General features: G+C 41.1%; 20 protein-coding genes and 1 other RNA gene. 8 read left to right on the top strand and 13 right to left on the bottom strand.

Annotated features, from left to right (window positions below):
* Positions 1-14: 14 nt before the first annotated feature.
* Positions 15-566, bottom strand: coding sequence for an adenine phosphoribosyltransferase (gene apt, locus Phpb_RS04175; RefSeq protein WP_046394861.1), 552 nt, complete (start codon positions 564-566; stop codon positions 15-17).
* A gap of 145 nt (positions 567-711) precedes the next feature.
* On the opposite strand from apt, the gene priC reads away from it, so the two are divergent.
* Both priC and rsmS read left to right on the top strand, forming a co-directional pair.
* Complete coding sequence (priC, locus tag Phpb_RS04180; protein ID WP_065389290.1) at positions 712-1,254, top strand: primosomal replication protein PriC; 543 nt, start codon at positions 712-714, stop codon at positions 1,252-1,254.
* A 22-nt stretch (positions 1,255-1,276) separates the two neighbouring features.
* Positions 1,277-1,444 (top strand): pleiotropic regulatory protein RsmS, encoded by a 168-nt coding sequence (rsmS, locus tag Phpb_RS04185; RefSeq protein WP_065389291.1) that lies wholly within the window; start codon positions 1,277-1,279, stop codon positions 1,442-1,444.
* Positions 1,445-1,572: 128 nt separating this feature from the next.
* Here rsmS and Phpb_RS04190 read toward each other — a convergent pair whose 3' ends face one another.
* Positions 1,573-2,010: a DUF1284 domain-containing protein gene (locus Phpb_RS04190; RefSeq protein ID WP_065389292.1), complete on the bottom strand. Its 438-nt coding sequence runs from the start codon at positions 2,008-2,010 to the stop codon at positions 1,573-1,575.
* A gap of 122 nt (positions 2,011-2,132) precedes the next feature.
* On the opposite strand from Phpb_RS04190, the gene Phpb_RS04195 reads away from it, so the two are divergent.
* Positions 2,133-2,897: a 2OG-Fe(II)-dependent halogenase WelO5 family protein gene (locus tag Phpb_RS04195; RefSeq protein WP_065389293.1), complete on the top strand. Its 765-nt coding sequence runs from the start codon at positions 2,133-2,135 to the stop codon at positions 2,895-2,897.
* A gap of 202 nt (positions 2,898-3,099) precedes the next feature.
* Here the strand turns inward: Phpb_RS04195 and Phpb_RS04200 are convergent, their stop codons facing one another.
* From Phpb_RS04200 to acrR, 4 genes are all read right to left on the bottom strand, one after another.
* Complete coding sequence (locus tag Phpb_RS04200) at positions 3,100-3,648, bottom strand: biotin transporter BioY (protein WP_065389294.1); 549 nt, start codon at positions 3,646-3,648, stop codon at positions 3,100-3,102.
* A gap of 40 nt (positions 3,649-3,688) precedes the next feature.
* Positions 3,689-4,318, bottom strand: a complete 630-nt coding sequence (locus Phpb_RS04205) for an energy-coupling factor transporter transmembrane component T family protein (protein ID WP_065389295.1) — start codon at positions 4,316-4,318, stop codon at positions 3,689-3,691.
* Positions 4,315-4,989 carry an energy-coupling factor ABC transporter ATP-binding protein gene (locus Phpb_RS04210; RefSeq protein ID WP_065389296.1) on the bottom strand — a complete coding sequence of 225 codons (675 nt, stop codon included), beginning with the start codon at positions 4,987-4,989 and terminating at the stop codon, positions 4,315-4,317. Before Phpb_RS04210 ends, Phpb_RS04205 begins: the two co-directional genes overlap by 4 nt.
* Positions 4,990-5,395: 406 nt before the next feature.
* Positions 5,396-6,037: a multidrug efflux transporter transcriptional repressor AcrR gene (gene acrR, locus Phpb_RS04215; protein ID WP_065389297.1), complete on the bottom strand. Its 642-nt coding sequence runs from the start codon at positions 6,035-6,037 to the stop codon at positions 5,396-5,398.
* 129 nt (positions 6,038-6,166) lie between these two features.
* Here acrR and Phpb_RS04220 point away from each other — a divergent pair, with 129 nt between their 5' ends.
* From Phpb_RS04220 to Phpb_RS04230, 3 genes are all read left to right on the top strand, one after another.
* The gene (locus Phpb_RS04220) at positions 6,167-7,360 is read left to right on the top strand and encodes an efflux RND transporter periplasmic adaptor subunit (RefSeq protein ID WP_065389298.1); all 1,194 of its coding nucleotides are present in this window, start codon (positions 6,167-6,169) and stop codon (positions 7,358-7,360) included.
* A gap of 18 nt (positions 7,361-7,378) precedes the next feature.
* A complete protein-coding gene (locus Phpb_RS04225) occupies positions 7,379-10,528 on the top strand; it encodes an efflux RND transporter permease subunit (protein ID WP_065389299.1) in 3,150 nt (1,049 codons plus the stop codon).
* Positions 10,529-11,576: 1,048 nt separating this feature from the next.
* The gene (locus tag Phpb_RS04230) at positions 11,577-11,780 is read left to right on the top strand and encodes an HHA domain-containing protein (protein ID WP_011147992.1); all 204 of its coding nucleotides are present in this window, start codon (positions 11,577-11,579) and stop codon (positions 11,778-11,780) included.
* A 100-nt stretch (positions 11,781-11,880) separates the two neighbouring features.
* Here the strand turns inward: Phpb_RS04230 and ffs are convergent.
* Both ffs and Phpb_RS04240 read right to left on the bottom strand, forming a co-directional pair.
* Positions 11,881-11,977: signal recognition particle sRNA small type (gene ffs, locus Phpb_RS04235), an RNA gene on the bottom strand.
* Between the two features lie 134 nt (positions 11,978-12,111).
* The gene (locus Phpb_RS04240) at positions 12,112-12,654 is read right to left on the bottom strand and encodes a YbaY family lipoprotein (protein WP_240492394.1); all 543 of its coding nucleotides are present in this window, start codon (positions 12,652-12,654) and stop codon (positions 12,112-12,114) included.
* A gap of 265 nt (positions 12,655-12,919) precedes the next feature.
* On the opposite strand from Phpb_RS04240, the gene tesB reads away from it, so the two are divergent.
* Positions 12,920-13,783 (top strand): acyl-CoA thioesterase II, encoded by an 864-nt coding sequence (gene tesB, locus Phpb_RS04245; protein WP_065389300.1) that lies wholly within the window; start codon positions 12,920-12,922, stop codon positions 13,781-13,783.
* Between the two features lie 72 nt (positions 13,784-13,855).
* Here the strand turns inward: tesB and amtB are convergent, their stop codons facing one another.
* The 5 genes from amtB to Phpb_RS04270 all read right to left on the bottom strand — a co-directional run bounded on the left by amtB (position 13,856) and on the right by Phpb_RS04270 (position 19,807).
* The gene (gene amtB / locus Phpb_RS04250; RefSeq protein WP_065389366.1) at positions 13,856-15,139 is read right to left on the bottom strand and encodes an ammonium transporter AmtB; all 1,284 of its coding nucleotides are present in this window, start codon (positions 15,137-15,139) and stop codon (positions 13,856-13,858) included.
* Positions 15,140-15,161: 22 nt separating this feature from the next.
* Positions 15,162-15,500 carry a P-II family nitrogen regulator gene (glnK, locus tag Phpb_RS04255; RefSeq protein WP_065389301.1) on the bottom strand — a complete coding sequence of 113 codons (339 nt, stop codon included), beginning with the start codon at positions 15,498-15,500 and terminating at the stop codon, positions 15,162-15,164.
* Between the two features lie 178 nt (positions 15,501-15,678).
* Entirely contained in the window at positions 15,679-17,463 is a 1,785-nt protein-coding gene (locus Phpb_RS04260; protein WP_065389302.1) for a SmdB family multidrug efflux ABC transporter permease/ATP-binding protein, read from the bottom strand.
* Positions 17,464-17,474: 11 nt separating this feature from the next.
* On the bottom strand, positions 17,475-19,229 hold the full coding sequence (locus Phpb_RS04265) for a SmdA family multidrug ABC transporter permease/ATP-binding protein (RefSeq protein ID WP_065389303.1): 1,755 nt from the start codon (positions 19,227-19,229) through the stop codon (positions 17,475-17,477).
* A gap of 116 nt (positions 19,230-19,345) precedes the next feature.
* A complete protein-coding gene (locus Phpb_RS04270) occupies positions 19,346-19,807 on the bottom strand; it encodes an Lrp/AsnC family transcriptional regulator (RefSeq protein ID WP_065389304.1) in 462 nt (153 codons plus the stop codon).
* A 127-nt stretch (positions 19,808-19,934) separates the two neighbouring features.
* On the opposite strand from Phpb_RS04270, the gene Phpb_RS04275 reads away from it, so the two are divergent.
* Positions 19,935-20,987 (top strand): PLP-dependent cysteine synthase family protein, encoded by a 1,053-nt coding sequence (locus Phpb_RS04275; protein ID WP_065389305.1) that lies wholly within the window; start codon positions 19,935-19,937, stop codon positions 20,985-20,987.
* Positions 20,988-21,019 lie beyond the last annotated feature (32 nt).

Raw genomic sequence — 21,019 nt, forward strand, 5'->3', positions numbered from 1 at the left:
CGAAAATAAGTAGATTAATGATCTGGGAATTCAAGTAGAGTAAAACTACTTACACCTTGTTTTTGCAGACGCTCAGCACCGCCTAAACCAAGCAAACCAATAATAAAGGCCGCTTCAAAAACTTCACCACCTAAGCGACGAATTAAACGAACAGTGGCTTCAACCGTTCCCCCCGTTGCCAGCAAATCATCAATAACCAACACCTTATCGTTTTCTTTTACGCTATCCTTATGCATTTCCAACTTATCAGCGCCATACTCCAGATCGTACGTTTCACTCAATGTTTCCCGAGGTAGTTTGCCCGCCTTACGAACAGGAACAAAACCAACACCAAGACGTAACGCAACCGGAGCTCCAAACAGAAAACCGCGAGCTTCAGTGCCAACAACTTTTGTAATGCCTTTGTCCTGATATCGCTCTACCAGAAGATTAATTGTTGTTTGGTAGGCAAGAGGGTTATCCAATAAAGTGGTTATATCACGAAAAAGAATCCCTGGTTTCGGATAATCAGGAATCGTTTCAATGCTGTCTTTAATAAATTGCAGTTGCTGCGCGTTTGCGGTCATAATCGGGCCAATGATGAGTAGAACACGGAGGTTCTAAAATCTATGTAAACTGATAGAAAAAAGCAACTGATGAGCACACATCAGCCTACTTTTTGTCGTCCCAGATTAATTCTGCTTCCCAAGACATAACCATTTTAGGGTATAAATGAATACACAGCCGTTATTAAATTTACTCGAAAAACAGGTCGATATACTGGCGGAAGAGATAGCGCCATTAGCTGACACGACATTCTCTACTGCCCGGTTTGATCAAGCTTTATTTAACCGACATAGCGATAAACTCCGGGGCTATCTACAAGAAGTCAGGCACAACATGGAACAACTCAAAGAGTGTGTTCAGGATCACCGAACCGAACAGGTTGCATTTCTAACTGAACGCCTAGTTGCCCAAATAGAGGCATTAAAGCGTGAATTGTCCACCCAGTCATTAAGAAAAAAAGAGAGCCGATTTGAACATAAACAACAAGCTACTGACCTGTATCACAAACTGGCTGAACATCAGGATTATGAACGCCGTCTACTCGCAATGATCAATGATAGGGAGCTAAAATTGAATCAACAAACTACACTTAGTCATCAACAAAAAATACAGAAAGAAATCGCGGCATTAGCCGGAAGGCTAGCACGTTGCCGTCAATCTCTAACACGAATTGAAAAATCAATTGAATACAGAGAAAACATGGACTAACGATTCAGATGAGGAATGTTTTATGTCCGTCGAACATGCACCACCCGAAGTTCAACTTGCTGTTGATCTGATCTATTTACTGGAATGCAATGAAATCACTCCTGAAATCGCACTCGCCGCACTGGAAATAGTCAAACACGACTATCAAGCAAAATTAGCGAAGCAATCACCGTCGACAAAGGAGTATTGAGCCATTTACTTCAACACCTCGATAGATACCCTGATCGATACTATAAAAGATTCGCGTTTATCTTAAGTATATGATCATACATTCATATCAATATCAGCCTTTGTAAAATTTCAAATGGCTTTATATCCTCACTCGCTCTTTCCACTACTTCGTTTAAGAAACGTTGAAGAATAATCATCCGCAGCAATTCGAGTACAAAGCGGCTCCCACTCACAGCCCACACAAGCGGCTCTTATGATCCCGCGATTAAAAGCCCATCGAGCCCGTTTTAAATAGGTTTCATCAAGCCTCAGGGTATGGCCTACCTCAATTGATCGGCCCATAAGAGAACCAATAGCTTCCAAAGCTCGACCATCCCGGACAGTAACACTCTCGCCAAAACAGTGAGGTTTGTCTTCTCCAAGCAAAGGAATACATATGTCATCCGGTCCTGCCACAATCAGAATATCTTCATCCCGAATTCGAGGAATAATCCTATTATAATTTTCAACAAAATCAGAGGAATATCCGTTGCCCGCATAGGTAAGAATACACAAAAGGTGATGACCTCTCAGAGATATTGTCATTATTGCGCTCCAGAATGTGATCAGATGTTGAATTTTTATACAATCAATGCTATATGATTAATACTGACCATCAATAGATCAGTTTTTCTAATATAAATAAAATCGGCTAGGAATCGACTACTATGTCGTCACGGTGGGTATCAAACGAGCTTGTCAAATTATCATCAGAAAGCTTGCAGGCAATCATAGATAACAAGATTCCAGCAGCGATGATAGATGATTTTGCAACTAAAGAAGAAGCAGAACAGCTTTCGTCTGCAATACTGAGCATGAAGGCAAAGCCATATGAATTTGGAAGGCCGGGGTCTTATTTAGGAAATCCACTCGCTCATTACCGCAATCGACCCAAAGAGCAATATTTCGCTCAAGTTAGCGTAGCTGAACAAGATCTCACCCAAATTATCAATCAAGCTTTTGATCCAGTTGCTCGGTTCATACGATATATCAATCACGATACAAATTTCAGCATTTCGGTCGCAGAAGAACCGGGATTTGGTCCCTATTTTGCCGGTATCGTCCGGATTATCTCCGGTGGTTCGGATCTACATGTGGACTACGCACCTACTTTTGCGAAAGGAAATTTAGTCGTCGGAGATATATCAACTCAACTTGCCTGGAACCTCTATATTTTATCTCCCTCCCAAGGAGGAGAAACCGTAATCTATAACCAACCATTCAAGAGTACTGTCGTTGATAAAACATACAAACCATATGATAGTGCTCTATTGGTTGATTGCGAATCTTTCACTTTCCGACCTCAAGTTGGCTCTGTCGTCATTTTCAACACCAGTAACCCTCATATTATCCTGCCCGCAAGCAGCAATCGCATCGCAACAGGCTCCTTCATCGGTGTATTAAATGAGAAAAAGTTGATTTTATGGTCGTAATAGTGTTTCAGTAAGATATCTGGAAGTTGAACATTAAGAGCACTTTTTCCTACCCTACCGCTATTTTATATGTTGTAACAATTATCACGAGGGAAATGTCGTGATATGCAGAAAAACTACAATTAACTGACATTATATCTTTAAGTAACCGTTGAAGGTTATCGTCCAGTCGTCTGGTCCATAATAAGCACAATGATGACACTTAAGAACGCGGTTCAAGAGTAGGGTAAGCCCGACGGACCGTCTTCGCAATCAAAATAACCAATACGATTTTGATAATATCTCCCGGTATGAACCCAATTGAACCTACGGCTGCTTGCCGAATGCTGATATTAGCAAATAAGGCAATCCACGGGATACCGATGACATAAACAACCATAATTCCACCAAAGACAAGAAATACAGCTTCTTTAAAGGTATTCAGTTTTGCAAGATTCTTCTCATACAAATAGCCAATGACAAAAGCGGCAATCGGCCATGCCAAAATAAAGCCACCACTTGGACTGAGAAATACACTCAATCCTCCCCGCCCTCCAGACATCACCGGTAATCCAACGGAAACAAACACACAAAAGAGCAACAATGCTAATCCACCCCGTTTTGCACCAACGATGGCACCAGCAAGCATTGCTCCCATTGACTGCGCTGTTATCGGAACGCCCACAACGGGAAGTGTCAGTGGCGGAAATAAACCCAGTGCTGCGGTTAGAGAGGCAAATAGTGCTATATAAACAATATCTTTGGTAGACATTTAATCCCCCTTTCTTTTCAATAAAGCCACAACTCCTACTTTACTTGTTGCTTGATTTATTTCTGTCAAATTCTGGATCATAGGACCTGGCTTCAATAGCGGCAGAAATATCGTCTGCCATTTTGAGCATTCTCACAATAACAGGAACTGCAATTGCAATGACACTCTTATCGAGACCTCTTGCTTTCTGCGCCTCCCGTACTTCTTCTGTAATTGACGCCAGAACAGGGATAAACCGCAAAGCAAGCGATAGAGCCAAACTCACTTTTCCAGGATTGATGCCAAGATAGTACAACCATCCAAGGCCCTTTTCCAAGGCGTCGATCATATCAGAAGAGCGAGTAGTAAGAGTGACAAGTGAGGCCAGCAATAAAAGTGAGACAAGACGAACTACCACAAGTACACCTGCGGTCCAGTGGTGTAAAAGCAATTGGACTATAAAAATAAGTGCGAGGACCCATAGCGCTGGCCGTAGTTGCATCCAAGCAGTTTTTAATGAGATTCTGGCTAATAAGTATAAAAGTACGATGCACGCCAACGCCGCAACAGAGAGATCGATACGTGGAATAACGAAAAGTAATGTTCCCAGAATGACCAAAGAAATAATTTTAAGCCCCGGGCTAACTCTGTGTACAAATGATGAACCAGGGTTATACCCAGACAGGCTCATAACATCATCCTTACATATTCAGGAATAGCAATAGAGGGTATGTCATCAACAACAACGCGACCATCATCAAAAACCAGAACACGATCAAATTCCGCCAAAAAATCAAGGTCATGAGAAACTACAATCACAGTTTGAGATAAGTTATCGATTGCTTCGGCAACACGGCGCTTGTTTCGTAAATCCAGCAAGGTTGTCGGCTCATCGAAAATAATGTAATCGGGCTCCATCACAAGGACGCCAGAAATCGCAAGGAGCTGTTTCTGACCGCCACTTAAAAGATGAGCAGGATGCTCCCTAAATTGAAGTAAATCATAGCGTGAAAGGGACTCCCGCGTTCTTTGCCGAATCTTGTCTTTGGTAAAACCAAGATTTTTCATTCCAAAAGCCAAATCTTCCTCAACGACTGGAAAAACGATCTGATTGTCAGGATTCTGAAATACGAAACCAACCTTACGTCGGATCGCCTTACCCTCCGTTCTTGTGTTCAAACCATCTACCAAAACATCACCACTTTTCGGTACCAATAATCCATTAAGAAGACGTGCAAATGTACTTTTGCCACAACCGTTACTACCTATGATGGCAATCCGTTTTTCCTTAAGCTGCAAATTTAACTCTTTCAATATCACTCGCTCGCCATAGGCATGCGTCACATTTTGTATTTCCAACATAGATAGTTATCTCTTAGCAGCCAGCAACTTAACACTACTCCTACTTAGCACGGTGTCTGCCTACAAAATCCGTAGGGAAAATTCAATCAATATACTAATTTCAGCGTTATCAACCCGTTCCAACCTGCTGACATCACAAACTCCTGTTCCACCCTTCTAAATTTGATCAATACATTTTATACAGTCAAAATCTTAAAAATTTACCTTAAGTTATAGTTTTTCTTTGACCTTTTCCCTAACAAAACCGGCAACAGCATCTGATATTAGAAATATTTTCAACTTAGTTTCTCTGTCTCATCTCTTATATAGCAGCAGATAAACAAAGAGCATAAGATAATGATTTTTTGCCATTAGCCACATTGTTAGCAATTACCAAAATAGAATTCACCTCTATTATTCTGGTTCTTCATTTTTCAGTGATTTTCATATGCTCACTATATTTAAGCATATCGATAAAACTATCTACTAACGACTCCGCTTCTTTCTGAATATCAAAACTATCTGGCGCAAATAACCAGTTTTCCAGCAAGCCCGTTATCAATCCCCTTAACATGATAGCCGCTCGCCGCAGATGAAGATTATAAGGAAGCTGGCCTGATGCAATACAACCAGAAAGAGATTCTTCAATACGAACATAGTCTGCAACACACAGCTCCTGACGGACTTCCACCAAGGCAGACATTTCACCAACAAACTCACATTTGTGGAAAAAAATCTCCATTAATAGCCGGTTTTTCGGATCGTCAACGACCGACGTCAGGATATGGATGATTAAAGTTCTTAAAATCAGGAGTGGATTATTAGGATATTTTGCTTGATACTCTTTTTCTAATTCGTCAATCTTAGAATCTGTTATTCTACAGGCTTCGGAAAACAGGTCTACTTTATTTTTAAAGTGCCAGTAAATTGCTCCTCGGGTTACCCCGGCGGTTGTGGCAATATCTGTCAGTGAAGTAGCAGAGACACCGCGCTCAGAAAACTCTTTTATAGCTGCGTCTATAATCTGTTGCCGGGTCTCCTCAGCCTGTTGTTTAGTTTTTCGTGCCATACACTCTAATTTTAACCTAAAATGGATTTACATACATTCACGTATGTTTGTATTATAGCATGCTGTTATTAATGGAGTAATGGTTTTACGGATTGAAGGGTCAACATCTAAAAATATTGAGGTTTACTTATGCGAATAAACAGGGGAGTTTTGCCTCTGGCTACAATACTGGTATTCTCAGGCAGCTTAGCTCTTTCAGGATGTAACGACAAAGACTCTCAGCAGGCTGCTGGGAATCAACAGGCTCCTGAAGTCGGTATCGTGACGCTGAAAAATGAACCTCTGATGGTCACGACAGAACTTCCAGGCCGAACGTCAGCCTTCCGCATTGCAGAAGTTCGTCCACAAGTAAGTGGTATAATTCTGAAACGAAATTATAAAGAAGGTAGCGATGTAAAAGCAGGCATATCTTTATATCAGATAGATCCAGCAACTTACCAAGCTACCTATGACAGTGCTAAAGCTGATTTGGCAAAAGCTCAAGCTAATGCAGAGATCACACGCTTAACAGTGAACCGATATAAGTCACTGTTAGGTACAAACTATGTTAGTCAACAGGAATTTGATAAAGCCAGCGCTGACTATGCTCAAGCGAATGCTATAGTACAAGCAGCAAAAGCATCTGTAGAGACTGCCCGTATCAATTTAGCATATACCAAAGTTACAGCGCCGATTAGTGGTCGTTCCGGCAAATCGACTATAACTGAAGGCGCTCTTGTTTCTGTTGGTCAACCAACAGCACTGACAACTGTTCAACAACTAGATCCAATTTATGTGGATGTCACTCAGTCAAGTGATGATTATCTGCGTCTTAAAAATGAAATCGCCAAAGGTGTTGTGCAGAAAGGGGACAGTAAGGCTAAAGTTCACCTGATCATGGAAAATGGTAAAAATTACAGTGAAACAGGCTACTTGGAATTCTCTGATATCGCTGTAGATGAAACAACAGGCTCTATCACTATCCGTGCAATATTCCCTAATCCAAATGAAGAGTTACTGCCAGGCATGTTCGTCCGAGCAAAACTGGAAGAGGGGATTCGCCGGGATTCAATACTCGTTCCTCAACAAGGAGTTACCCGTACACCTCGTGGTGAAGCTACTGTCATGGTGGTTGGTGCAGACGAAAAAGTCGAACCACGCGTTATCACCGCTAACCAAGCTATTGGTGATAAATGGCTAGTAACTTCCGGTCTGAAAGCAGGTGACCGGATCATTGTTACTGGTTTGCAAAAAATTAAACCCGGCATCCCGGTTAAAGCAGCAGAAGTAGACTTAAATGCAAAATCTGCTGCGAACCAAACTGAACCTGCGAAAAAGTCTTAATTTAGGAGTCGGTGATTCATGCCTAAGTTTTTTATAGATCGGCCAATCTTTGCATGGGTAATCGCAATTATCACCATGCTGGCTGGGCTGCTGGCAATTATGAAATTACCCGTGGCGCAATACCCTACTATCGCACCACCGGCGATTTCTATCGCCGCAACTTATCCCGGCGCAGATGCCACCACTGTACAAAACACAGTTACTCAGGTTATCGAACAGAATATGAATGGTATCGACAACCTGGTTTATATGTCTTCCGACAGTGATTCTGCTGGAAACATGAACATCACACTAACCTTTGAAGCGGGTACTAACCCCGACATTGCACAGGTACAGGTGCAAAACAAGCTGCAACTCGCTATGCCTCTGTTACCACAAGAAGTGCAACAGCAAGGGATACGTGTAGATAAGTCCACAACCTCTTTCCTGATGGTTGCCGGATTCATCTCTGAAGATGGCTCCATGTCACAGGACGATATCTCTGACTATGTTGGTGCAACTGTCAAGGACCCTTTAAGTCGCGTAACCGGTGTAGGTGATACAATGCTTTTCGGTAACCAGTATGCTATGCGTATCTGGTTAAACCCCGACAAGCTCGTTAACTACAAAATGACGACTTTAGATGTAATAAATGCAATTAAAGCGCAAAATAACCAGATAGCCGCCGGTCAATTAGGGGGAACTCCTCCCGTTCCAGGTCAACGCCTGAATGCTTCGATCATTGCTCAAACACGTCTAACCTCACCGGAAGAGTTCAGTAATATCCTCCTGCGCGTCAATACTGACGGTTCTCAGGTCCGTCTGAAAGACGTAGCAAACGTGGAACTAGGTGCGGAAAGCTACAACATCATTGCCCGCTATAACGGTAAACCTGCTGCGGGTATCGGTGTCAAACTAGCGACAGGCGCTAACGCTTTGGATACATCCAAAGCAGTAAAAGAAGCACTAAAAAATATGGAACCTTTCTTCCCTCACGGGCTGAAAATTGTCTATCCATATGACACCACACCATTCGTTAAAATCTCTATTAACGAAGTGGTAAAAACACTGGTTGAAGCAATTATGCTAGTGTTCGTGGTAATGTACCTATTTCTCCAAAATTTCCGCGCAACACTCATTCCAACCATTGCGGTTCCAGTCGTACTCTTAGGAACATTTGCGATACTCGCTACATTTGGCTATTCAATAAATACATTAACCATGTTTGCTATGGTTCTTGCCATTGGCTTACTGGTAGATGACGCCATTGTTGTTGTAGAAAACGTTGAACGTGTTATGCAGGAAGAAGGTCTATCGCCAAAAGAAGCAACCAGGAAATCAATGGGACAAATCCAAAGCGCCTTAGTTGGTATTGCAATGGTGCTGTCTGCTGTATTTATCCCAATGGCCTTCTTCGGCGGTTCAACCGGTGCAATTTATCGTCAATTCTCGATTACTATCGTATCTGCAATGGTACTCTCTGTGCTGGTAGCCTTAATCCTGACACCAGCTCTATGTGCCACTATGTTGAAACCCATTGCCAAAGGTAGCCACGGTAAGCAGACCGGCGTCTTTGGCTGGTTCAACCGCATATTTGACAAAAGTACCCACCACTATACTGATAGTATTGGTCGTATTCTACGCAATACAGGCCGTTATCTGGTAATTTATGTATTCCTAGTGGCTGGTATGGCCGTCATGTTCACACGCTTACCATCTTCCTTTCTTCCTGAAGAAGATCAGGGAGTATTGCTGACAATGGTTCAATTACCTGCGGGGGCGACACAGGAACAAACAGAGAAAGTTCTGGATAAAATAAGCGATTACTTCAATACAGAAGAAAAAGATCGTGTGGTTTCTGTATTTACCGTCAGCGGCTTTGGTTTTAGTGGTCAAGGGCAAAACACTGGGTTAGGCTTTATAAGCCTGAAAGACTGGAGTGAACGTCCTGGCGCTGAAAACAAAGTACCTGCTATTGTTGCCAGGGCTAGTGCTCACTTCCAGAAAATCAAAGAAGGTATGGTTTTTGCGTTCAACATCCCGGCAATTGTAGAGTTAGGTTCAGCGACCGGCTTTGATTTTGAATTAATTGATAAAGCAAACCTTGGACATGACAAACTGACAGAAGCCCGTAACCAATTACTTGGCATGATACAACAACATCCAGATATGTTAGTAGGTGTTCGTCCTAATGGTCAGGAAGATACTCCTCAATATCGGCTCAGGATCGATCAGGAAAAAGCCGAAGCTCTCGGTATTTCCATCGCTGATATTAACTCAACACTCAGCACGATGTTTGGTAGTAACTATGTGAACGACTTTATCGATCGCGGTCGCGTCAAAAAAGTTTACGTTCAGTCGGAAGCACCTTATCGTATGTTGCCAAGTGATATCTACAAGCTGTATGTCCGTAACAAACAAGGTGAAATGGTTCCATTTTCTGCCTTTATAGATACATCCAAAGAACCTTGGACCTACGGCTCACCACGTCTGGAACGTTACAACGGTTTACCATCAATGGAAATTCTGGGTGAAGCAGCTCCAGGTAAAAGTACCGGCGATGCAATGGCCCTGATGGAAGAGCTGGCATCCAAGCTACCGAATGGGATCGGTTTCGATTGGACCGGTATGTCCTATCAAGAGCGCCTATCCGGTAATCAGGCTCCAGCTCTGTATGCATTATCATTGATAGTGGTATTCCTCTGTCTGGCAGCACTATATGAAAGCTGGTCAATTCCATTCTCAGTTATGCTAGTAGTACCATTGGGTATCGTTGGGGCCTTGTTAGCAACAACATTCCGCGGTTTGGATAACGATGTTTACTTTAAAGTTGGCTTGTTAACCACTATCGGTTTGTCGGCGAAAAACGCAATACTCATCGTTGAATTCGCTAAGGATCTGATGGAAAAAGAAGGCAAGGGGTTGATAGAAGCTACGCTAGATGCGGTAAGAATGCGTCTTCGCCCAATCCTAATGACATCACTAGCATTTATGTTAGGTGTTATTCCCCTAGTACTGAGTAATGGTGCAGGCTCTGGCTCTCAAAACGCAGTGGGTACTGGGGTATTAGGCGGAATGATTGCAGCAACCTCGCTAGCAATCTTTTTCGTGCCAGTATTCTTTGTGGTTATAAGACGACGTTTCAGTAAGAAAGCGGAGGAGATTGAACCCGCGTCAGAATCTCATTAATACTACCAACAATAACCAGAAGGCCGTCAAATCGGCCTTCTTAATATAATAGTTGCTTCCATCTGGCAAAATTCTGATCACTAACCTATCCGCTTAATCTTTAAGTAATTTTGTTTAAATTTAATTATGATCACCACTTATGAGTATAAAATAGCTTTAAAAATCCAAGCATTAGTGACTTTAATAAAATTAATATGAAAGTTGTCGGACAAAAATTACTTTATCTTTTTTTACACTAAATGACAAAAAACAATACCAGCACATAGTGACTTATGTAATAATGATGTTATATTCATTGATTATTGTAGCCATCAGGCTATAATCTGCCGTTACTGGTATCTGAGAGTAATACTGTTTTATATAAACCTACATATTAACTCACACATACTAGCCGATATTTATAGTTTATTGAGTTAAGGTATGAATTTTTGTTAAGAGCTGATCCTGATTTACCAGAAGCAAATCAGAGCTATCTGTAAAAAAGATAAATAATCCCAAAGAACGATTATAGATACATAATAATAATCTCTCGAAAAAAATTTTATAATACGTGTATATGCTTAGTGTTTAACTCAAAAAATTAAGTAATGGCATATACTGGAAGATCAACATAGCATGGATGAATATTCACTCAAGATGACATAATATTGATGAATTAAAATGCTTATGTGAGAATCTAAGGCAAGAGGCACATCTAGTGCAAAGTATACAGAGATGAGACTGGTTGTGAAAATAATTTTTACATCTCAGGATAATTTAGAGCTAAACAAATAGAACGAATACATATCAACTTTCGTTTGGTACTTTAAAATAAAATATTCTGATGATTTCAACCTTCTCTCTTGAATTGATAAATGTATTGATAATACATATACTTACAAATTTCTTGGAAACAAATTAAGATTGGCGTTTCCAGACTTGTGGAATGGTAAAACTAATGAACACTCAATCAGCGTCCTGTTACAGGATTTAAGTTGTTCCTTGAGCAAAATTTGATTGAATATTTCCCTCAATAATTTTTTATATATGTTAAATAAGAAAGGCGATTATGACTAAAACTGATTATCTGATGCGTTTAAGAAAATGCACCACGATTGATACACTAGAACGTGTGATTGAAAAGAACAAATATGAACTTTCAGGAGATGAACTTGAACTATTCTACTCTGCTGCGGATCACCGCCTAGCTGAGCTGACCATGAATAAACTGTATGATAGAATTCCACCTTCAGTATGGAAATACGTTCGCTAAAATAGTCTTTATCAGATAGAAAGTGATCCGAGCCGGTAAAGTGCTATCGGCTTATTTAGATCATCTATTTATTTAGGTTATCAATGAAAATTGGCGAGGGCTCTGCCAGCGACATCCCGGCACACACATCCCCTGCTATGGCTGCTTCCTTCCGGACCTGACCAAGTTAACAAGTTAGCGTTGCGGGAGAACCAACAGAGCCCCCATTGTGACGTGTTGCTTTAACTTCAAAGCGGCGCCATTATCATTCATACCTACTCAAATAGCAAGACAAGCAGGCCCGAATGCTGATTTATTGCACATTACAAGTGAATACAATTAAGGAAATGTATTATCTAACGGCTTTCAACGTAATTTCGATATTTTTAGTCTTCCCATTATTAATCACTTCATACGCTGTATCTGTAACAAACATCAATCGACTATGCAGCGAAACAGAAGCACTGACAACAATGCGTGCACCCGGGTTAATTTTGTCTGATTGATAAGGCAAAACAAAATGGAAAGGCGATTGTTTCCCTCCTAAACGTTCAACCTTCTGAGACAGAGTAACTGAAGGTGCATCAAGCAAAGATACATCAGATAAAGTCACCGTCAGAACAGCATCTGCTGGCAATGCTATACGCTGTAATATATTAATATTGCCTTCAACAAAAGACCGTTTCACTGGATTTTCAATCTTTTTCACCTGAGTATCTACTACCTCAGCACCTTTGGCATTACACCCGACCAAAGCAACCGCTAGTAGCACACCAGCGGGGAGCTGCCATAACTTCATATACATTCCTCCATTATTAGCTAATCTATACCCGTTATCTTTCAAGTTGCCTCTTTGTTGGCTGAGTTCACTCACCCCGGTCACATAGTTACCCATGCTCCCTTGCCGTCGCAATGCATCTTGAAATCCATAAGGTATATATAAAAATTAAAATAAATTGAAATATCAAATCATTAAATCTAAACCATCTGGATTATAGATTAAAAAATTGAATATTAGACACCAATAAATCTCATATTCTTTATTGCACTACTGTCAGGACTTAAAACATTTACAATTTAGTTATTTATTAATCATCTATTAATGAGACAATAATCATCCCTTGTACTCTCGATAACCTAATAGAAAACAAAGGCGTATTATGAGTAAGTCATTACAGAATCTGATAAATTTGATGAAATTGGAGAAAATTGAGGAAGGTATTTACCGAGGAGAAAGTAAAGATCTCGGTTTTCCCCAAGTTTTCGGGGGGCAAGTGATTGGTCAGGCACTGTATGCAGCCAAACAAACCGTTGTCGATGACCGGATGGGCAACTCTTTTCATAGCTATTTCTTACGCCCCGGAGACAGTCACAAACCTATCGTTTATGATGTTGAAATTCTACGTGATGGAGGAAGTTTTAGTGCCCGGCGAGTCAGTGCCATTCAGAATGGCAAACCTATCTTTTATATGACCGCCTCATTTCAAAGTCATGAAGAAGGTTTTGAACATCAGAATATGATGCCGGATGTACCCTATCCAGAAGAGCTTATCCCTCAGAACGAAATCGTGAAAAAGATGTCACATCTACTGCCACAGAAGATGCAGAATATTCTTCTCTTTCCCTGCCCGCTAGAAATGAGACCCGTAAAATATCATAGTCCATTTAATTGTCCACCAGAAGAACCTGTACGCTATGTTTGGTTCCGCAGTAACGGCGATATGCCTGATGACCCTTTTATTCATCAATATCTTCTTGGTTATGCCTCCGATTTTAACTTTCTGCCAACAGCATTACAGCCACATGGCTTCGGGTTTCTTGAGAAAAATATTCAGATAGCAACAATTGACCACTCTATGTGGTTCCACCGCCCGTTTAAACTAGACGACTGGCTACTATATGCTATAGATAGTCCATCAGCTTCTGGTGCTCGTGGTTTTGTTCGGGGACAGATTTATAATCGTGAAGGGGTACTTGTTGCCTCCACAGTACAAGAAGGTCTGATTAGGAAACGCAACAGATAAATAAATAAGGCAGCAAATTAAGAAACCAGCATTGTATTTTATGGTTTTATTGCTGCCTTTTAATATTACAGCTTAATTATAAGCACTCTCTCCGTGAGAATTAATATCCAACCCTTCCCTTTCAATTTCAACTGTAACCCGTAACCCTACCAACAGCTCTGCTATTTTAAAAGCAACAAAGGCAACAATAACTGACCAAACCACACAAACCAGTATACTAAACGCCTGAATACCAACTTGCTCCAACATGGTTATACCCTCTGCATGCCCGGTTCCTCCCAAAGATTTAGCCGTAAAAATCCCAGTCAGGAGGCAACCTACGATCCCGCATACGCCGTGTATACCAAATACATCACATACATCGTCAACACGTAACCATCGTTTTAAAGCCACCACCCCCCAAAGTCCGGTAAAACCCGCGATCAGACCAATGACTAATGCACCACCAACACCTACCATTCCGGCAGCAGGTGTAATACCAACCAGTCCAGCAATACAGCCTGAACACGCTCCTAAAAGAGACGGCTTATTACGGAAAAACCATTCTGCAAAAACCCATGACAGGATAGCAGCAGCAGTCGCCACAATAGTATTTAAAAATGCCAGAGCAGCTATCTCATTAGCAGCACTCGCAGAACCCGCATTAAAACCAAACCAACCAATATAGAGCACAGAAGTACCAGTGAAGACCATCGGCAAATTATGCGGTTTAAATGCTTCTTTCCCAAAACCAGTTCGTTTTCCCAGCAAGTAGGCACCAACCAATCCAGCTACAGCAGCGTTAACATGGACAACCGTACCACCCGCAAAATCCAATGCTCCATCCTGTGAAAGTACACCGCCGCCCCAAACCATATGCGCCATAGGAAGGTAAGAAAATGTCAACCACAGCACACTAAAAATTAACAAGGCCGAAAAGCGAATACGTTCCCCTAATGCACCAACAATCAAAGCAACTGTGATACAAGCGAAAGAACCCTGAAATGCCACATGAATTAGCTGATAAAAACTGCCACTTAAGTCAGTGAATGCCAAATTCTTTAGCATCATTTGACTAAAACCACCGAAAAAACCATTCCCTGGTTCAAAAGCCAGGCTGTAACCGTAAATCACCCACAACACACATACTAAAGCAAAGCTCACCATAACCTGAGCCAGTAGCGATAAGACGTTCTTACTCCGTAACAATCCACCATAAAACAGAGCAATTCCCGGAATGGTCATAAACAGAACAAGGACTGTACAAATCATCATAAAAGCATTATCAGCTTTATCAACAACGCCTTCCGCAGCCTGAGATAATGATGGCACACAACTGGCCACAATACCGGCGGCCACTGAGAATTGTCTTTTCACATCTATCTCCTCTATCAGTGAGTTACAGTGCCGCATCGTTAGTCTCTCCTGTTCTAATACGAATAGCCTGCTGTAATTCAACGACAAAGATTTTACCGTCGCCAACTTTTCCAGTGAAAGCTGATTGCTGAATAGCATGAATTACCTCCTCAACTGATTCATCTGCTACAGCAATATCTATCTTTATTTTAGGTAAAAAATTGACACTATATTCAGCTCCACGGTAAAGCTCCGCATGTCCCTTCTGACGCCCAAATCCTTTTACCTCTGTTATGGTCAATCCCTGAACACCAAGACCAGAGAGAACCTCCCTAATATCCTCCAATTTGAATGGTTTTATAATTGTCGTAATGAGCTTCATATATCCCCCTTCCATCCGGCTATTATGTTTGCAATAAGGAAATAGCAAAGTATGTGCCAGAAACTAAAAGAATATAGAAATCAAATAATAATAAAGAAAATAAAAATTCTGGAGAATAAGAAGGGGGGAGAGTAGCGAATATACTCTCCCGGAGTGCACCTAATCAGTGCAAGCCTGATTAAATTAGTACCTCTTTCTCAGAGACTGTGCCACATTCATTTAGTGTCTCACCGACTTGTTGCAACTGATACATCTGATAGTAACGTCCACGCCTTGCCAATAATTGTTGATGGCATCCCTGTTCAACAACTGCACCACGATGTAGCACCAGAATGGTATCAGCTTCCACAATAGTAGACAGGCGGTGAGCAATCACGATCAACGTTGTTTGCTGACGAATCAACCTCAAAGCCTGTTGTACCATCTGTTCTGTACTAGAATCAATGTTTGCAGTCGCTTCATCAAGGATCAAAATTTGTGGCGTTTGCACTAACACTCTCGCCATAGCAAGCAACTGTTTTTGACCAGCCGACAACGTATTACCCTGCTCTCCCAAAATAGTATGAAGTCCATTAGGTAATGTACGTACTAACTCAGCTAATTGCACGGTTTCCAATACCTGCCAAACTTTCTCTTCTGAAATATTTCGGCCAAGAGTAATATTGTCAAAGAAAGAATCAGCAAGAATGACCGGGTCCTGCTGAACCATTGCTATACCATTGCGTAGTACCGAATGAGACAGGGATGATACAGGCCGACCATCGAGGTAAATTTCCCCTTTCTGCCACGGATAATATCCCATCAGTAAATTTGCCAACGTACTTTTACCACTACCGGTATGACCAACCAAAGCAACAAAACCATGAGCCGGAACTTGTAAATTGATGTCTTGTAAAACTACTTTGTCATCCCGATAAGAAAAGCTAACATTTTCTATATCAATTCGACCACTGGATAGTGGCTGATTATCCATGCCATAGCCTTGTTGAGGACTATCCATTAATTCAAATATTCTCTCACCAGCAACCACAGCTTGCTGCAAGATAGATTGCTGGGAGGTCAACTCAATGAGTGGTTCATTCAACCGTGCCAAGTAATCGATAAAGGCATACAACACCCCAACACTAATTACGCCGATTCCATTAAAACCAAATAGCATGATAAGGCCACACAGTACCATAGCTGACACAAAATTCAGTAATGGTCGTAATAAAAGCCCATCTAACCGTAGTACCTGCATTCTTGCTTGATAATGAGCAAGATTAGTTGCCAGCATTCGTTCACCAAAACGGGCCTGCTGCCGGAATTGTTGGATAACACTCATTCCATTGATAATCTCGTTAAAATTATCATTAACGTCAGCTAAATAACTACGCACCTGTCGGATAATTGGTGTACTTAGATACTGATATATCGCCATAACAATTAATACGATAGGAAAAATAAGAATTGCAATCAATGCCATACGCCATTCCAGTACAAACATGGCAATCAACATAGCGCTAATCAATGCTATACCACGGAATACCGTAGGGATCACATTGACATAAAGATCTAGAATAACCTCAGTATCATTCGTTACACGAGAAATTAATTGTCCTACTGGTTGATTATCAAAAGCACTCAAAGGCTGACGCAATGCCGCATTCATTACATCAGTACGAAGTTGCCGAACAACATCAACTGATATTTGATTGAACAATAAAGCCTGGAAATAGTGTAATACAGCAGTGATAAGTTGCAGAGCAATAAAGGATACAGCCAAGCCAATGACCAATCCAATGGGCATATTACCTGTTGCAACCATATTATCGATAAAATAACAAATTAGAACTGGGCCACTTACCTCCGCAATTGCAGACACCCACAACATAAGCACCGCCAGCACTAACAGCTTACGATAATCTTTTCCATAAATCAGCAAACGTTTCAGAGACGGCCACAATTGACGAACCTTAGTCATCTCTATCTCCTTCATACGATTCCATCCTCACTATCCAGTGCTGCTTCAATTTGTTGATAATGATACATATCACGATACCATCCTGGTTGCTCCACCAGTTGCTGATGTTGTCCCTGCTGTATAATCGAACCTTGCTGCATCACCAGAATATTATCAGCATCAGTTAATGCAGACAGACGATGGGCACTAATAATAACCGTGCGTTGTTGTCTCCATTGTCTTAGGTTTTGCAAAATACTGTATTCAGTTTGCCCATCAACCGCAGATAAGGCATCATCCAAAATCAAAATCTCTGTTTCTAAGAGTAATGCTCTCGCAATAGAGATACGCTGCTTCTGCCCACCAGAAAGCATCACTCCACGTTCCCCTACCTCCGTTTGATACCCTTCTGGTAAACGAAGAATATCTTCATGAACACAAGCCAGGCGAGCAACTTCTTCAATTTGCTCCTGTGTAGCATCCGGATGTCCCAAAGCAATATTACTGGCTACGGTATCTGAAAACAGAAAAGGTGTTTGATTGACAACGGCAAAACGAGCCCGCCATTCATCCAACTGGATATCTGCAATTTTTATCGACTGGAAAAGAATTTCCCCCTCAGTTACATCAAACTGTCTCTGCATCAGAGCAAGCAGGGTACTCTTACCTGAACCTGTTAGACCACAGATCCCCAGTAACTGCCCAGGAGATAACCTGAAATTAATTTGATTCAGAACACTCTTATTACTTTGAGGATAATTAAAAGATTTAATATCCACATTCAGGATACTGCGCTCAGGTGATAAATGACGGAGACCATTTTTAATGACAGGAGGTTCTTGTAATAAACTACGGATACGGCTATATGCAGCACCTCCCCGTTCAACAATATTAAACATCCATGCTAGCGCCAACATTGGCCAAATCATCAAACCAAGGTACATTACGAAGCTAGTAAGTTCACCCAGAGTTAATCCCCCATTCAACACCATCCAACTACCACCCCCGACAGCCAACAAATCTGATATACCGATTGCAATAACAATTGTCGGATCAAATCGGGCATCTACTCTGGCAACATACATATTCTTATGGCTAGCCTCTACTGCAACTTGCTCAAACTGATTTGCTTGTAGATCTTCAAGACCAAATGCCTTGATCATGCGAATACTAGTTAAACTCTCCTGAGCTTGATTATTCAGAGCAGAAAATGCACCTTGTGCCGATTTAAAACGATGATGTAGTTGATCACCATATCGTTTAATAATAATTGCCATAATAGGCATAGGTAACATAGCCAATAACGTTAACTGCCAACTAATTTGCACACTCATTACAATCAACACAGCGCAGCCCATAACTAGCGAATCAACCAACGTTAACACGCCTTCCCCCGCGGCAAACACCACCCGTTCCACATCATTGGTGGCACGAGCCATCAAATCGCCCGTACGGTGACGCAGATAAAATTCCGGGTTTTGGCAACTGAATTGTCGGTAAAAATTATTCCGTAACTTAACCGCTAATTGATATGACGCCCCAAACAACCATAATCGCCATATATATCGTAGAACATAGACAAACAACGCTACGACCAACATAACACCAATCCATATCATCAATTGGTAAGATGACATAGATCCAGCACTAACACCATCAACAATGACACCCACCAAATATGGAGGAACTAATAGCAGAATAGAAATGATAATAAGCAGGCTTACTGCTCCAAGGTAGCGACGCCATTCACTACGAAAGTACCAACTTAATTGAGAAAATAATATCACACGTGTATATCCCGAAATATAAATTTATATTTAAATATAAACTTAAATATAAATAAATAATAAAAAAATTAAATCAAACTCAAAATAATTGAATTAATTCTCTGAATAATAGTGGACTAATCTGGTATTGGCAATACCGTAGTATACTTGATTTTTTCCATTGCAAAGTTGGATGTAACATCAATCAACCCCGGTATACCGTTCACCATACGCTTGTAAAAAAGATCATAACTCTTCATATCTACAACTTCAACATGCATCAGATAATCACACTCACCAGCCATACGATAAAAAGCCAAGACTTCTGGCATTTGTTTTATAAATGCGACAAATTGCTCATACCAAGCACTATTATGCTGCTGAGTTCTGATCATAACAATCACTGTCAGCCCTAATCCTAATTTTTCGCTATCAAGCAAAGCAACTTTGCCAACGATATAGCCTTCATCTTCAAGTCGTCTTAGTCGCTTCCAACAAGGAGTAGAGGTAAGATTAACAGCTTCCGCCAATGCATTCAGAGACAGACTACAATCTTTCTGTAGTAACTTAAGCAACTTGCGGTCTGTTTTATCCAACATAGCTACCTCTTATAGAAAATTTTTCCATCAAGAAACCACATATTAAGAAAAATAACAATCTATTTCTCCCAGTATCAAGTTAATCTATCCGCCGTCAATTATTTTTAAATTATAGAGTTAATAATTAATGTCACACAGTTGGACCACCAAGGCAATCAGAGAGATTCAAGCAGATCATCAACGCAGTTCTGACACTCATCTTATCCGCCTTAATTTACCAGTTTTCCCAGGTATCCATTTGTATCTAAAAGATGAAAGCACCCATCCAACTGGTAGTCTGAAACACAGGCTTGCTCGTTCTTTATTCCTTTACGCACTTAGTAATGGCTGGATAAAGGAAGGTACCCCAGTTATTGAATCCTCATCGGGTAGTACCGCTGTATCCGAAGCCTATTTTGCCCGTCTGCTTGGGTTACCTTTTATTGCTGTTATGCCCTCATACACCGCTAAACGTAAGATTCAGGAAATTGAATTTTATGGTGGTAAATGCCATTTTGTTAACCATTCAGCACAAATTTATGACGAGTCAGAACGACTAGCGAAAGAACTAAATGGACATTATATGGATCAATTTACTTACGCCGAAAGAGCAACAGACTGGCGAGGTAACAACAATATTGCTGAAAGTATTTTTCGCCAGATGCAAATGGAACCATTTCCTGAACCAGATTATATCGTTATGAGCGCTGGTACTGGGGGAACTTCTGCAACGTTAGGACGCTATATCCGTTACCAAGGGCATAACACGAAACTAATTGTTGTCGATCCAGAAAACTCTATATTCTATGACTATTACCGTCAAAATTGCTGTGATATTCGTGGCAATTATAGCAGTAAGATTGAAGGTATTGGCCGCCCTCGGGCTGAGCCTTCTTTTATTCCTTCGGTTATTGATGACATGATACAAATACCCGATTGCGCCAGCATTGCAACAATTTACTGGCTGGAAAAATTGTTAGGCAGAAAAGTTGGCGCATCTACGGGGACCAATGTCTGGGGAGCTCTCCTGCTTGCTAACCAAATGCATGAGCGTGGAGAACAAGGTGCAATAGTAACTTTACTGTGCGACAGTGGTGAACGTTATCTCGATACCTATTACAATCCAGATTGGGTAAAAAATAACATCGGCGATGTCTCATCTTATCTCAAACAACTATCCAATTTCCGCAGTTATAAGTAACATAACCATTTTATTCTAATGAGGATGTTACA

Origin of the sequence: Photorhabdus namnaonensis, assembly GCF_001684335.1 — a bacterium.
Lineage (GTDB): Bacteria > Pseudomonadota > Gammaproteobacteria > Enterobacterales > Enterobacteriaceae > Photorhabdus > Photorhabdus namnaonensis.

Bases quoted from the DNA above. Each gene is read 5' to 3' on its own strand.
- Phpb_RS04220 (WP_065389298.1), top strand. From the start codon at position 6,167: ATGCGAATAAACAGGGGAGTTTTGCCTCTGGCTACAATACTGGTATTC.
- apt (WP_046394861.1), bottom strand. From the start codon at position 566: ATGACCGCAAACGCGCAGCAACTGCAATTTATTAAAGACAGCATTGAA.
- Phpb_RS04200 (WP_065389294.1), bottom strand. From the start codon at position 3,648: ATGTCTACCAAAGATATTGTTTATATAGCACTATTTGCCTCTCTAACC.
- Phpb_RS04270 (WP_065389304.1), bottom strand. From the start codon at position 19,807: ATGTTGGATAAAACAGACCGCAAGTTGCTTAAGTTACTACAGAAAGAT.
- Phpb_RS04260 (WP_065389302.1), bottom strand. From the start codon at position 17,463: ATGACTAAGGTTCGTCAATTGTGGCCGTCTCTGAAACGTTTGCTGATT.
- Phpb_RS04230 (WP_011147992.1), top strand. From the start codon at position 11,577: ATGACTAAAACTGATTATCTGATGCGTTTAAGAAAATGCACCACGATT.
- Phpb_RS04240 (WP_240492394.1), bottom strand. From the start codon at position 12,654: ATGGGTAACTATGTGACCGGGGTGAGTGAACTCAGCCAACAAAGAGGC.
- Phpb_RS04275 (WP_065389305.1), top strand. From the start codon at position 19,935: ATGTCACACAGTTGGACCACCAAGGCAATCAGAGAGATTCAAGCAGAT.
- tesB (WP_065389300.1), top strand. From the start codon at position 12,920: ATGAGTAAGTCATTACAGAATCTGATAAATTTGATGAAATTGGAGAAA.
- priC (WP_065389290.1), top strand. From the start codon at position 712: ATGAATACACAGCCGTTATTAAATTTACTCGAAAAACAGGTCGATATA.
- Phpb_RS04210 (WP_065389296.1), bottom strand. From the start codon at position 4,989: ATGTTGGAAATACAAAATGTGACGCATGCCTATGGCGAGCGAGTGATA.
- acrR (WP_065389297.1), bottom strand. From the start codon at position 6,037: ATGGCACGAAAAACTAAACAACAGGCTGAGGAGACCCGGCAACAGATT.
- Phpb_RS04225 (WP_065389299.1), top strand. From the start codon at position 7,379: ATGCCTAAGTTTTTTATAGATCGGCCAATCTTTGCATGGGTAATCGCA.
- Phpb_RS04190 (WP_065389292.1), bottom strand. From the start codon at position 2,010: ATGACAATATCTCTGAGAGGTCATCACCTTTTGTGTATTCTTACCTAT.
- glnK (WP_065389301.1), bottom strand. From the start codon at position 15,500: ATGAAGCTCATTACGACAATTATAAAACCATTCAAATTGGAGGATATT.
- Phpb_RS04195 (WP_065389293.1), top strand. From the start codon at position 2,133: ATGTCGTCACGGTGGGTATCAAACGAGCTTGTCAAATTATCATCAGAA.
- Phpb_RS04205 (WP_065389295.1), bottom strand. From the start codon at position 4,318: ATGAGCCTGTCTGGGTATAACCCTGGTTCATCATTTGTACACAGAGTT.
- rsmS (WP_065389291.1), top strand. From the start codon at position 1,277: ATGTCCGTCGAACATGCACCACCCGAAGTTCAACTTGCTGTTGATCTG.